The sequence below is a fragment of the Halorubrum yunnanense genome (genome assembly GCF_026586675.1).
Taxonomy (GTDB): Archaea; Halobacteriota; Halobacteria; order Halobacteriales; family Haloferacaceae; genus Halorubrum; species Halorubrum yunnanense.
Window position 1 is genome coordinate 31,809 of record NZ_JAODIX010000035.1, and the last position, 12,782, is coordinate 44,590.

The following is a 12,782-nucleotide window of genomic DNA, read 5'->3' on the forward strand; positions in this document are numbered from 1 at the left end:
TCCGCCGCCACGGACCGTACGGTTTCTCCGGCGGAGAGCGGCGACGGAAACAGAGACAGCGACGGCGCGACCGCCGAGCCCTCCGCGGTCGCCGTCGCTATCGGCGAGTCCGGCGAGGACTTCACCGACGCGTTGGAGTCGGCGCTCGCGGGACGGTCCGGCGTCGTCGCCGTCGGTGTCCCGCTCGGACTGCTCCCGCCGGTCCTCGCGGCTCGGCGACGGACCGAGAGCGGCGCGTCGTGGCGGGTCGCCTGTCGCCCAGACGCCGTCGACGCGCTCCGCCGGGCCAGGCCGACCGAGGTGCTCAGCGTGCTCCGGGGGCGGTTCGCGCTCCCGCTCGACGAGGACGGAACCCTCCGCCGCGGTCCCGACGGCGAGGGGCGCCGACCGGTGTGGGACCGGAAGCGGTGAGCGCCGGTCGAGCGGCTCCGCGGCGGCGCCGACGTGACAAGAACTAACTCCCGGCAGCGCCCCCCAACGAATATGCCGAACTTCTCCGACAGGGTCGAGCGGATCTCCATCAGCGGGATCCGCGAGGTGTTCGAGGCGGCCGGCGACGACGCGATCAACCTCGGGCTCGGACAGCCCGACTTCCCGACGCCGGAACACGCGCGCCGGGCGGCCGTCGACGCGATCGAGGACGGGAAGGCCGACGCGTACACCGAGAACAAGGGGACCCGGTCGCTCCGGGAGGCGATCGCGGAGAAACACCGGACGGACCAGGGGGTCGACCTCGACCCCGACAACGTGATCGCCACCGCGGGCGGGAGCGAGGCGCTCCACGTCGCGATGGAGGCGCATGTGAGCGAGGGCGACGAGGTCGTGATCCCGGACCCGGGGTTCGTCTCCTACGACGCGCTGACGAAGCTCGCGGGCGGCGAGCCCGTCCCCGCCCCGCTGCGCGACGACCTCACGATCGACCCGGCCGCGATCGAGGAGGCGATCACCGACGACACCGCGGCATTCGTGGTGAACTCCCCGGGGAATCCCACCGGGGCGGTCTCCTCCGAGGCCGACGTTCGGGAGTTCGCGCGGATCGCGGACGAGTACGACGTCCTCTGCATCTCGGACGAGGTGTACGAGTACACCGTCTTCGACGGCGAGCACCGCTCGCCGATGGAGTTCGCGGAGACCGACAGCGTCGTCGTCGTCAACTCCGCCTCGAAGCTGTTCTCGATGACGGGCTGGCGGCTCGGCTGGGTGTACGGCTCGGACGAGCGCGTGGAGCGCATGCTGCGCGTCCACCAGTACGCGCAGGCCTGCGCGTCGGCCCCGGCCCAGTACGCGGCCGAGGGCGCGCTCCGGGGCGACCGCGGGGTCGTCGACGAGATGACCGCCTCCTTCGAGCGGCGACGGAACCTCGTCCTCGACGGCCTCGACGAGATCGGCCTCGACTGTCCCACCCCGCAGGGCGCCTTCTACGCGATGCCGCGGGTGCCGGAGGGGTTCGTCGACGAGTGCCTCGACCGCGGAGTGATCGTCGTCCCGGGCGAGGCGTTCGGCGAGGGCGGTCGCGGTCACGCGCGGATCTCGTACGCGACCGACGAGAGCGAGCTCCGTGAGGCGCTGGACGTCATGGGCGAGGCGTACGAGGCCGTCGAGTGAGATCGACCTCGCCGAAAGTATAACCTCAAAGCATTACCGGGACGCAGGAGGTTTCCGCAAGTTATACTGCGGCCGGCGGAGTACCGAAAGGTAATGGACCGGAACATTCAGGTCAGCCGCCTCGACCGGCGGGCCGTCGAGGACCAGGAGGTCGAGATCGTCGAGCGGAAGGGTATCGGACACCCTGACTCGATCTGCGACGGTATCGCGGAGTCGGTGTCGCGGGCGCTCTCGCAGCTCTACCTGGACCGCGTCGGGAAGGTGCTGCACTACAACACGGACGAGACGCAGCTCGTCGCCGGGCGCGCCGCGCCGGCCTACGGCGGCGGCGAGGTCGTCGAGCCCATCTACGTCCTCATCGTCGGGCGCGCCACGAAGGAGTACGAGGGCGAGCAGCTTCCGGTCAACTCGACCGCGCTGGCGGCCGCCCGCGACTACCTCGCCGAGGCGATCCCAGAGCTGGAGTACGGCACCGACGTCGTCGTCGACGCCAAGCTCGGCGAGGGCTCCGGCGACCTCCAGGACGTCTTCGGCGAGGAGACCCAGCAGGTGCCGATGGCGAACGACACCTCCTTCGGCGTCGGCCACGCGCCCCTCACGGAGACGGAGACGATCGTCCGCGAGGCGGAGCGCGCGCTCAACGGCCGGTACCACGACGACCACCCCGAGATCGGTCCGGACGTGAAGATCATGGGGAAACGCGAGGGCGACCGGATCGATATCACGGTCGCGGCCGCGATGGTCGACGCCTACGTCGACGGGCTCGAGGAGTACGACGACGCGGTCAAGCACGTCCGCGAGTTCGTCACCGAACTGGCCGAGGACCACACCAACCGCGAGGTGCACGTCGACGTCAACACCGCCGACGACTACGACGACGGCTCGGTGTATCTCACCGTCACGGGCACCTCGGCCGAGCACGGCGACGACGGGTCGGTCGGGCGAGGCAACCGCGCGAACGGGCTCATCACCCCGAACCGACCGATGTCGATGGAGGCGACCTCCGGGAAGAACCCGGTCAACCACATCGGGAAGATCTACAACCTCCTGTCGACCCGGATCGCGGAGTCGGTCACCGACGAGATCGACGGGATCCGCGACCTGCAGGTCCGCCTGCTCTCGCAGATCGGCCGCCCGATCGACGAGCCGCACGTCGCCGACGCGCAGCTCGTCACGGAGGAGGGCGTCGCGATCGGGGACATCGAGGCGGCGGTCCTCGAGATCGTCGACCGCGAGCTGTCCGACGTCACCGACGTGACCCGCAGCGTCATCGATGGGGACGTTTCGACGTTCTGAGCCGGCGCGGGACGGGGTCGGCGGCTAACCGACCGCAACCGATTTGGGGAGCCGACGAGACCGATAGGGTGTGACGCGGGTGTGTCTCCTCGGCGATCCGGACGTCAACCTCACCTACGAGCTGCTGTCGCGCGAGACCGCCCGGGACGCCCTGGCGACGTACGACATCGAGGAGCCGTTCGCGAACGGCCTCGCCGTCGACACCGTCAGCCTCGGCGCCGCGGTGTCCCTTTTAAACGACCTCAACTGGTATCTCGTGCGCTTCGTCAGCGAGGCGCTCGTCCGCGAGCCGTCGGTCTCGACCCACGAGTGGCTCTCACGGGACCTCGCCCGCGAGGTGCGCGACGGCGCGGTCCCGCCGGAGGAGACCGACCAGCGCCTGAAGGTGTTCGGCCTCGTCGACGGCCGGCCGGTCGAGCCGTTGTACGTCCGGCGCACGCAGGGCGAGACGCCCGAGTACGACCTCCGTGACGTCGACGAGACCGTGATCGTCCGGGTGAGCGAGACCGAGTTCTCGGGGTGACCGGCCGTCGGCCATCGGCGTCGCCGGTCGCGGTGGTCGCGGGCCCGATCGGCCGCATTCGTATATAAATAGGCGCCGGCCGTCGGGCCCCGAGACGCGGGACATGGCGCCACGTGCGCTCACCTGCCGGGCGTTCGCAGAACGCTCACCGGCCGAGCGTCCGCGGGACGCCCACGAACGGCGTCCCCGTGTTCCACAAGCCAATGTTTATCCCCACATGAAGTGAGTTCCACACGACTGATGCTGCAGAGTCTCGGTGTCGTCGGACAGATATACGTCGGCGTCTTCGCGCTCAGCGGTATCGTCTGTTTCGCCGCTATCGGTCGGGCGCGGAAGTTCCAGGACCCCGACGCCCGCCGGGGGTTGGTGGGGTTGCTCGCCACCGCCGGGGGGTGGGCGCTCCTCAGAGCCGCCGGGTTCCTGCTCCCCGACTCCCTGGGCGTGCCGACGTACATCGTCGGACTCACCATCGGCTTCGCCACCGTCTGGGCGTGGCTCTACTTCTGTTCGGCCTACTCCGGACGGAACTACCACCGAGACCCGTCGTTACGACGGGCGAGCGCGGCCGTCTTTCTCGTCGTGGTCTTGATCAAAGCTACGAATCCGGTCCACGGGGCCTACTTCACGCCGAGGCAGGTGTCGACGCCGTTCGCACACCTCGCGGTGGAACACAACGTGCTCCACTGGACCGCGACGGGGCTATCGTACGTGCTGGCGGCGGTGGGGCTGTTCATGATCTTCCAGCTCTTCTTCGAATCGGGGTACGAGACCCGACCCCTCAGCGCGCTGTCGGCCCTGATCGGGCTCCCGGTCGTGTTCGACGTCGGCGCTCAGTTCACGCCGTTGGTCATCGACATCATCTACGCCCCCATCGGGGTGGCAGTGTTTGCAGTCGGCGTGCTGTTCGTCTTCGAACGCCGCTTCCTCGCGGTGCAGCGGGCGTCGTTCGGTGACGATCTCTCCATCTACCTCGATGAACGAGGGCGCATCCGCGACCACTCGGCGACCGTCAGGGAGGTGCTGCCGGAACTCGAGGGGGCGACGGGCGACCCGCTCTCCGAGGCCGTTCCGTCGGTCGCCGAGGCGCTCGAGAGCGACGACCAGATACTCGAACGCGAGCGCCGCCGGCGAACCGCGGTACTACTTCGTCTCGACGAGCACCGCCATGCTCGGCGACGCCGGGGCCCAAGTCGTACGGCTCTCGGACGTGACCCAGACGGAGCGGCAGCGGCGCCAGCTCGCCGAACGCGAGATCGAACTCAACGAGCAGAACGAGCTCTACCGGGGCGTCATCGACGCCAGTTTCGGCTTCGTCTTCCGGATCGACGAGCAGGGTCGGTTCACCTTCGCCTCCCCGTCCGTGGCGGAGTTCCTCGGGTACTCACCGGCGGAACTCGAGGGGGAACCGGTGTCGGTCCTCCTCCCGAACGAGGCGACGGTCGAACGGGCGTGGGACGAAATCGAGCCGATATTCGACGGCGAACGCAACCTGGTGCAGGACTTCCCGCTGGAGACGAAAGCCGGGCCGACCGTGTTCACGGACGTGCGCGGCGTTCCCATCTATCGAGGGAGCGTCCCCGCTGACGAGCGGACAACGGACGACATCGTGGGCATCCAGCTGATGGTGCGTGACGCGACGAAACGCCGGGAGCGCGAGGGGCTCATCAGCGTCATCAACCGCGTGCTGCGTCACAACATGCGGAACAAGATGGGCATCATCACCGGGTACGCGGGGATACTCGAGGGGCGACTCAGCGGTGAAGACGCCGAGAAGGCGACGAAGATCAAGGACACGGCCGACCAGTTGCTCGACCTGACCGAGTCGGCCCAGCGTCTCGACGAGTACCGGGAGCTGTCGCCCGAGCTCGAACCGATCGACATCGCCCCGATGCTCGAGGACACCGTCTCGGAGCTGCGGATGCAGTTCCCTGAGGCGTCGGTGACCGTCGACGCCCCGGACACCGTCGTCGCGGACACCCACGAGCGTCTTAAGACGGCACTGTGGGAGGTCGTCGAAAACGCCGCGAAACACGGCGGTGACCCACCGGACGTCGAGGTCGACGTAACGGTCACCGAGGCGGGGGTAGTGATCGCCGTCAGAGACAACGGACCGGGGATCCCCGAGATAGAGCAGGACGTCCTGCAGTCCACCGTGGAGACGCCGCTGGTTCACGGCGAGGGGCTCGGCCTGTGGCTGATCCACTGGATCGTCACCAGCCTCAACGGCGAACTCGAGACGACGGCGGGAGACGAGGGCACGACGGTCACGATTCGCCTCCCGAAGACGTCGTAAGGCGCGACCGTCGGCTGTCACGGGCAGGCGTGTCCGAAGACGGTACGGACGATTAGCCGCGGACGCAGTGTCGACGTCGACCGTCTGTACCCGACGACCTCGCGGGGAGCGCTCACGAACCCTCGGTTCTCGCTTATAAGTGGTCGATGAGGGGTCGCGGAAAACAACTCCAAACCCCGGCCTCGTCGCCGGACTTCCTCCGGCTGCCCCGCCGCTGCGCGACCCGGTACGAACCCCTTCCGGCGCGGAGGCGATCCTACAAGTCAGTTCGGAGAGCAGGGGGTGTATGGCGCGCGTCACGGTCTGGAACGAGTACCGACACGAGCGCGAGAGCGACGCCGTCGCCGACCGCTACCCCGACGGGATCCACGCGGTCCTCGCGGACGCCTTCGAGGAGGCGGGTCACGAGGTCCGCACCGCCACGCTCGACGAGGGCCCGGAGCACGGGCTCACGGAGGCGGTGTTAGACGACACCGACGTGCTCACGTGGTGGGGGCACGCCGCGCACGACGAGGTGCGCGACGTGGTCGTCGACCGCGTCCACGAGCGCGTGCTCGACGGGATGGGCCTCCTCGTGCTCCACTCCGCGCACTACTCGAAGATCTTCAAGCGGCTGATGGGCACCAGCTGCTCGCTGAAGTGGCGCGAGGCCGGCGAGACGGAGCGGCTCTGGACCGTCGAGCCGAGCCACCCCATCGCGGCCGGAGTCGGCGAGTACCTCGAACTCGACGAGACCGAGACGTACGGCGAGCGCTTCGACGTCCCGGCGCCCGACACCCTCGTCTTCACCTCCTGGTTCGCGGGCGGCGAGACGTTCCGCTCCGGCTGCTGTTACCGGCGCGGGAACGGCAAGGTGTTTTATTTTCGGCCGGGCCACGAGACGTACCCGATCTACCACGACGACGACGTCAGGCGGGTACTTCGGAACGCGGTCGACTGGGCGGAACCGGGCGACGAGCCGGCCCCCGAGTTCGGCAACGCCGAGCCGATCGAAGACATCGACGCGAGCGACGACCGGACGGTGCGCTGATCGGAGCTGGCGGTTTCGGGGGTAGTTGACCACGGGTCGTCGGTGAAACCCGCCAAAGCCCCAGCCGCTCGCTTATAAATAGTTGACTGCGGAACGACTGCGAACACCGCCAAAGCCCCAGCCGCTCGCTTATAAATAGTCGACTGCGGAACGACTGCGAACACCGCCAAAGCCCCAGCCGCTCGCTTATAAATAGTCGACTGCGGAACGACTGCGAACACCGCCAAAGCCCCAGCCGGGAGGCGGGCGCACGCTCGCTGCGCGCTTCAGTCGCTCACTCCGTTCACTCCTTCCAGTGCTTACATCGCCTGCGCCCGCCTCCCGGCTGCCCCTTTGAGTCCCACCACACACCGCACAGCACCGCACCTCACACCTCCCCAACCTCGCCGCTTCACGCCCTTCGGGCGTTCGCGGCGTCCCTCGCGCGTGCGACTCGCGCCCTCCGGGCGCTCGTCGGCACGCGCCACCGCCCACCTATCTAAGTAATTTCTCCGTCACTCGCTCCTTTAATTATTGTATCGCTGTCGATGTGAGGATTCTACCAGTGCCGAAGAAACCGACGAGCCGTCGGCTCGCGACTGTAGAGTGACCGCCGCTACGGCGCGGACGTTGAAAGGCGACCGCCTCGCGCGAACGCGAGACGACCGGTGTGTCACACGCCGGCGGCCGGTCGAGTAGGCGTCCGCCGCGGCCGTATTTAAACCCTCGTTCACGTGACGGCCGCGAGCGCCGCCGCGGACGACTCAGTCCGGCCGGTGGACCTCGCCGTCGCGCCTGTCGGCGTCCTTCCGGCGGAGCGCGGCGGCCGCGTTGTTGGCGTCGTAACCGAAGAAGACGTCCTTCGCGTACGTCTCGGCGACCTCGGTCGCGTGGACCAGGTCGTCGACGGCGACGTCGACCGCGTACAGCTCAAGCGAGAACGGCGTCTCCGGCGGCGCGCCGTGGACGTCGTAGTCGCCGCCGAGCCGCGTGCGGAACCCGCGGGCGATCGTCTCCAGCCAGTAGGTCGTCGCGTACTCGGTGTCGTACAGCGGGACGACAAACTCGTCGACGTGGTCGGCGAGCCGGTCGAGGTCGATCCCGGCGCGCGCCCTGAGGTGGTCGGGATACGGGTCGGGGTACAGCGTGAGCAGCAGGCGGCCGGAGACGAGTTCGGCGGCGTCGGCGACGAACTCGGTGATGACGTCGACGCGCCAGTCGTTCCACCGCTCGCGGTCGCTCTCGGCGAACAGCCGCTCGCAGCGGTCGCACCGACAGAACCCCTCGCGCGGGAACCCCACGTCGTCGAGCCGGACGTCGTCGCTCTCGGCGGCGCAGTCCGCGATTATCTCCATGAGCCCCTCGCGGTACTCCGGGTGGGTCGGGCAGATGTACGCCCAGTCGAAGTAGTCCCGGTCGCGGGTGGCCGGCTCGCCGCGTTCGTCGACCGGCACGAGATCCGGGTTCTCGGCCGCCGCGGCGTTGTCGCCGAAACACGACACCATGTTCACCGCGTTCGGCAGGGGGGCGGCGGCCCGCCCCGTGACGTCTTTCACCTCGAAGCAGCCGAGGTCGAACGGCTCCATCTCGACCTCGTCGGCGTTGCGCGTGACGACCCCGTACATACCCGTCGCTACGCGAGTGACGGGTAAAAACGGCGGGCATCCGCCCGCGGGGAGGGTCGGCGGTCGATGCGGTCGGTCGTCCGTCCCTACTCGACCGTCACCGGCTCCTTGTCGCCGGCGAACAGGAAGTACGCGAGCGCGACGAGCGACACGACCAGGACGAGCTTGACTTTCTTGCTCATATCCAACGCATCGAACGGCGGGCGCTAAAACCTACCGGAGCGTCCGACGCGACACGAAGCGACGGGGGGCAACCCCGAGGACGGAGCGGGTGTTACACGTCGATGTGCTCGGCGATGTCGGCGCGGAGGATCGTCGAGCAGTAGTCGCAGCGGACCCCGTCGGCGACGACGTCGAACCGCGTCTCGATCGGCTCGTCGGCGTTCGTGATGCAGTTGCGGTTCGGACACGAGAGGACGCCGGTGACGGTGTCGGGGCGAGTCACCCGGTTCTTCTCGACGACTTCGAAGTCCCGCACGATGTTGATCGTCGCCTCGGGGGCGATGAGCGAGAGCACGTCGACCTCGGACGGCGAGAGCTCCCGCTCCTCGACTTTCACGATGTCCTTGCGGCCGAGCCGGTCCGAGGGGACGTTCATCCCGACCGAGACGCCGAACCCCTCCGAGCCGTCGATGCCCAGGATGGCGAGCACGTTGAGCGCCTGTCCCCCCTCCACGTGGTCGATCACGGTGCCGTCACGGATCTTCGAGACGCGGAGTTCGTGGTCGCTCATCGGTCCGCCTCCGTCTCCTCGTCGGCCTCGGCGTTCTCCATGAGCGTGTCCAGCAGCGCCATCCGCACGGGGATCCCGTTGTGCGCCTGCTCGAAGTAGGTCGCGTGGTCGGTCTCGTCGACGTCGGGCGCGATCTCGTCGACGCGCGGGAGCGGGTGCATCACGGTGAGGTCGTCTGAGGCGTCGTCGAGCGTCTCGGCGTCGATCTGATACTCGCCGGCGACGCGGTGGTACTCGTTTTCGTCGGGGAACCGCTCCTTCTGGATCCGGGTGACGTACAGCACGTCGAGGTCGCCGAGCACGTCGTCCAGGTCGGTGTGCTCGCGGAGTTGCGCGCCGGTCTCGTGGAGGTCGAAGCGCACCGACCGCGGGAGCCGAAGCGACTCCGGGCTGATAAAGTGCTGGTTGACGTCGAAGTTCGTCAGGGCCGCGGCGAGCGAGTGGACCGTGCGGCCGTACTTCAGGTCGCCCATGATCCCGACCGTGAGGTCGTCGAGCCCGTGGTTCTCGCGGATAGTGTGGAGGTCGAGGAGGGTCTGTGAGGGGTGTTGCCCGGCGCCGTCGCCCGCGTTGACGACGGGGACCGAGACGTGCTCGGCGGCCAGCGTCGCGGCGCCCTCGCTCGGGTGGCGGAGCACCATCGCGTCCGCGTACCCCTCGATGACGCGGACGGTGTCCGAGAGCGACTCCCCCTTCGACACCGACGAGGAGTCCACGTCGCCCATCCCGATTGTCTCCATGCCGAGGCGTTTGGCCGCGCTGTCGAAGCTCATCCGGGTGCGCGTACTCGGCTCGAAGAAACAGAGCGCGAGCACGTGCCCGGCGTGCCGGTCCGCGAAGGCGCCGGGGTCGTCGGCGACCTCGCGGGCCCGGTCGAGCACCGCCTCGATGTCATCCCGCGAGAGCTGCGTCGCGGTGATGAGGTGGTCCTGACGCATCGTCGGAGTAGGGGGTCGGCAGTATCTTGAATCCCTCGGCTCGGGCGTCGACTCGGGTGTTCACGTGCATGCGGATCGCCGCGAGCGGCCGTTTCGAGATTCGCAGAACGCGAGGGGCGTTCACACGGATTTCGCCCGGACGAACGGCGGCCGCACTTATAAACCGATTCGCGTCCTACGTCTGCCCATGAGCGAGACCGATCCGGCCGATCTGCTCCCGAACGACCGCGTGAAGCAGGCGGCGCTCGACGGCGACGTGACGCAGCTTCACCGCGGAAATCAGTACGGCGCGGAGGGCGACATCTTCGAGATAGACGGCGTCGACTTCGAGTTGACCGAGGTCACCGAGCGTACCCTCGGCGACATGACCGACGCCGACGCGAAGCGCGAGGGGTCGCCGTCGCTGGAGGCGTACAAAGAGCGGATGGTGCGCGCCCACGGCGGGAATTTCGACTGGGACGAGGACGCCGACGTGGTTCGGCACCGCTTCGAGCGCGTCGAGGAGTAGGGCGTCGGGGAGCCCGGAGCGTCCCGAGTCGCGTCTCAGTCGTCGTCCGCGGCCGCGCCGCCTTCGCCGACCGCGCTCGCCGCGTCGTCATCGATGCTCGGCGGATACTTCCCGCGGTCGAGTTTCAGGTCGGACTGCGGGCGCGCCATACAGGTGAGCGCGAACTCCTCGGCCTCCTCGTCGGTGAGGCCGCGGGCCGCCGGCTGGGTCACCTCACCCTCGACTATCTCGGCGGAGCAGGCGAGACACATCCCGACGCGGCAGGAGTACTCCTGGGCGATCCCCTCGTCAAAGCAGGAACTCAGGATCGTCTCCGTGTCGGACACCTCTATCGTCTCGCCGGTGCCGACGAACTCGACGGTGTACTCGGTCATGACGCCGAGTACCCGCCGACCGGTCAAAAAGGGTTCCCCTCGATCGCGTCGCCGTCGCGGGGACGAAAGGGAACGAAACGGGCGGAAATCGTCGCTGGCATTTATAAATATACACACGTAACTGTGTATTGTGATGTCGACGAAAACGATCTCGCTCGACGAGGAGGCCTACGAGCGTCTGAAATCCCACAAGCGGGAGGGAGAGTCGTTTTCCGACGTGGTCAAGCGGATCGCCGGCGAGCGATCGTGGACCGAGGTCGCCGGGATCCTTTCAGAGGACGAAGCCGACGAACTCGAATCTCTCGTCGAGGAGGGGCGGTCCCGGTCTCGCGATCGGCGTGAGCGCCTCGATTCGGACGTTCGGAGCGACGAATGATCGAGGACACGACGTTCGTCATCGACGTTCTACACGACGATCGGGACGCAGTCCGATACCTCGATCTCATCGAACGGGAGAGTCGTCCCGAGAAGATTTCCTCGATAACGGTACTCGAACTGTACGAAGCGGTCCCACAGTTGAACGCCCCCGAAGACCGCCGTCAAGCGATTCTCGACGTACTCGACACGCGTCACGCGGTCGTCGCCGACGAGACCGTGATGCGAAAAGCCGGGAAGATTTCCGGCTCGCTTCGGGCCCAAGGCCAAGAGATCGACAGAGAGGATTGTATAATCGGGGCGACGGCGCTTTTGAACGACGAACCGGTCGTAACCCGCAATCACGAGCACTTCGAGCGCATCGACGGTCTCGACGTCGAGACGTACTGAGCGCTTGCCGACGGGCGCCCCTTTCCTCCCGCTCATCGCAACGACTAATCCCCCGCCGGACGCTTCCCGAGGTATGACCGAGAAGGCCACCGCGCGAGCCCACCCGATCCAGGGGCTCGTCAAGTACCACGGAATGCGCGACCCGGAGCTCCGGCTCCCGTACCACGACAGCATCAGCCTCTGTACCGCCCCGACCGCGACGACGACCACCGTCGAGTGGCAGCCCGACGCGAGCGAGGACGTCTACCGCATCGGCGGCGAGGCGGTCGACGGGCGCGCCGCCGAACGCATCGACATGGTCGTCGACCACGTCCGCGAGCTGGCGGGCGTCGACGCCGCGGTGCGGCTGGAGAGCGAGAACTCCTTCCCGTCGAACATCGGCTTCGGCTCCTCGTCGTCCGGGTTCGCGGCCGCCGCGCTCGCGCTCACCGAGGCCGCCGGCCTCGGCCTCTCCCTGCCCGAGGTCTCCACCGTCGCCCGCCGCGGCTCCTCCTCCGCGGCGCGCTCCGTGACGGGCGCGTACTCCCGGCTCGACGCCGGGCTCAACGACGAAGACTGCCGCTCGCACCGCCTCGACGTCGGCGTGAGCGAGGACGGCTTCGACCCCGAGGAGGACCTCCGAATCGTCGCCGCCCACGTGCCCGCTTATAAAGAGACGGAGGAGGCGCACCGCGAGGCCGCCGCCAGCCACATGATGCAGGCGCGGACCGCCCACGTGCAGGACCAGCTCGTCGAGATGACCGACGCGCTCCGCGCGGGCGAGTTCGGCCGGATCTTCGAGACGGCCGAGCACGACTCGCTCTCGCTCACCGCGACCACCATGACCGGCCCCGCGGGCTGGGTGTACTGGCAGCCCGAGACGATCGCGGTGTTCAACGCGGTGCGCGAGCTCCGCGAGTCGGGCGTCCCCGTCTACTTCTCGACGGACACCGGCGCCTCGGTGTACGTGAACACGCTCGCCGACCACGTCGGCGAGGTCGAGAGCCGAATCGCCGAGATCGGCGTCGACACCGACGTCTGGGAGGTCGGCGGCCCGGCGCGGGTCCTCGGCGAGAGCGAGGCGCTCTTTTAACTAGAAGCGGCGGTGCGGTGGCGCGTGCCGCCGAGCGCCCG

At 68.2% G+C, this 12,782-nt stretch carries 14 protein-coding genes and 1 pseudogene; 11 read left to right on the forward strand and 4 right to left on the reverse strand.

The features are described from left to right. Window positions 1-132: 132 nt before the first annotated feature. From N5096_RS09595 to N5096_RS09625, 7 genes and pseudogenes are all read left to right on the forward strand, one after another. Window positions 133-411, forward strand: a complete 279-nt coding sequence (locus N5096_RS09595; RefSeq protein ID WP_267664257.1) for a hypothetical protein — start codon at window positions 133-135, stop codon at window positions 409-411. Window positions 412-483: 72 nt separating this feature from the next. Beyond that, complete coding sequence (locus N5096_RS09600; protein WP_267664258.1) at window positions 484-1,605, forward strand: pyridoxal phosphate-dependent aminotransferase; 1,122 nt, start codon at window positions 484-486, stop codon at window positions 1,603-1,605. A gap of 93 nt (window positions 1,606-1,698) precedes the next feature. Beyond that, window positions 1,699-2,901, forward strand: a complete 1,203-nt coding sequence (locus tag N5096_RS09605) for a methionine adenosyltransferase (RefSeq protein ID WP_267664260.1) — start codon at window positions 1,699-1,701, stop codon at window positions 2,899-2,901. 70 nt (window positions 2,902-2,971) lie between these two features. Further along, complete coding sequence (locus tag N5096_RS09610) at window positions 2,972-3,424, forward strand: DUF5804 family protein (RefSeq protein ID WP_267664262.1); 453 nt, start codon at window positions 2,972-2,974, stop codon at window positions 3,422-3,424. Window positions 3,425-3,664: 240 nt separating this feature from the next. Further along, window positions 3,665-4,270, forward strand: a pseudogene (locus N5096_RS09615) (histidine kinase N-terminal 7TM domain-containing protein); the annotation flags it as partial. Window positions 4,271-4,589: 319 nt separating this feature from the next. Further along, complete coding sequence (locus tag N5096_RS09620; RefSeq protein WP_267664264.1) at window positions 4,590-5,717, forward strand: ATP-binding protein; 1,128 nt, start codon at window positions 4,590-4,592, stop codon at window positions 5,715-5,717. Window positions 5,718-6,003: 286 nt separating this feature from the next. Beyond that, entirely contained in the window at window positions 6,004-6,747 is a 744-nt protein-coding gene (locus tag N5096_RS09625; RefSeq protein ID WP_267664265.1) for a ThuA domain-containing protein, read from the forward strand. Window positions 6,748-7,490: 743 nt separating this feature from the next. Here N5096_RS09625 and N5096_RS09630 read toward each other — a convergent pair. The 3 genes from N5096_RS09630 to pyrB all read right to left on the reverse strand — a co-directional run bounded on the left by N5096_RS09630 (window position 7,491) and on the right by pyrB (window position 10,022). Beyond that, the gene (locus N5096_RS09630; protein WP_267664266.1) at window positions 7,491-8,351 is read right to left on the reverse strand and encodes an alpha-amylase family protein; all 861 of its coding nucleotides are present in this window, start codon (window positions 8,349-8,351) and stop codon (window positions 7,491-7,493) included. A 274-nt stretch (window positions 8,352-8,625) separates the two neighbouring features. After that, on the reverse strand, window positions 8,626-9,084 hold the full coding sequence (pyrI, locus tag N5096_RS09635) for an aspartate carbamoyltransferase regulatory subunit (protein WP_267664267.1): 459 nt from the start codon (window positions 9,082-9,084) through the stop codon (window positions 8,626-8,628). After that, a complete protein-coding gene (gene pyrB / locus N5096_RS09640; RefSeq protein WP_267664268.1) occupies window positions 9,081-10,022 on the reverse strand; it encodes an aspartate carbamoyltransferase in 942 nt (313 codons plus the stop codon). Before pyrB ends, pyrI begins: the two co-directional genes overlap by 4 nt. Window positions 10,023-10,209: 187 nt before the next feature. Here pyrB and N5096_RS09645 point away from each other — a divergent pair, with 187 nt between their 5' ends. Further along, the gene (locus N5096_RS09645; RefSeq protein ID WP_267664269.1) at window positions 10,210-10,530 is read left to right on the forward strand and encodes an ASCH domain-containing protein; all 321 of its coding nucleotides are present in this window, start codon (window positions 10,210-10,212) and stop codon (window positions 10,528-10,530) included. A 35-nt stretch (window positions 10,531-10,565) separates the two neighbouring features. Here N5096_RS09645 and N5096_RS09650 read toward each other — a convergent pair whose 3' ends face one another. Further along, entirely contained in the window at window positions 10,566-10,904 is a 339-nt protein-coding gene (locus N5096_RS09650; protein WP_267664270.1) for a 2Fe-2S iron-sulfur cluster-binding protein, read from the reverse strand. Window positions 10,905-11,037: 133 nt separating this feature from the next. Between N5096_RS09650 and N5096_RS09655 the strand changes: the two genes are divergently transcribed. The 3 genes from N5096_RS09655 to mvaD all read left to right on the forward strand — a co-directional run bounded on the left by N5096_RS09655 (window position 11,038) and on the right by mvaD (window position 12,741). Beyond that, the gene (locus tag N5096_RS09655; protein WP_007993051.1) at window positions 11,038-11,280 is read left to right on the forward strand and encodes an antitoxin VapB family protein; all 243 of its coding nucleotides are present in this window, start codon (window positions 11,038-11,040) and stop codon (window positions 11,278-11,280) included. Beyond that, window positions 11,277-11,669 (forward strand): PIN domain-containing protein, encoded by a 393-nt coding sequence (locus N5096_RS09660; RefSeq protein WP_267664273.1) that lies wholly within the window; start codon window positions 11,277-11,279, stop codon window positions 11,667-11,669. The genes N5096_RS09655 and N5096_RS09660 overlap by 4 nt, the downstream gene beginning before the upstream one ends. A gap of 73 nt (window positions 11,670-11,742) precedes the next feature. Next, window positions 11,743-12,741, forward strand: a complete 999-nt coding sequence (gene mvaD, locus N5096_RS09665; RefSeq protein ID WP_267664274.1) for a phosphomevalonate decarboxylase MvaD — start codon at window positions 11,743-11,745, stop codon at window positions 12,739-12,741. The last annotated feature ends 41 nt before the right edge of the window (window positions 12,742-12,782 follow it).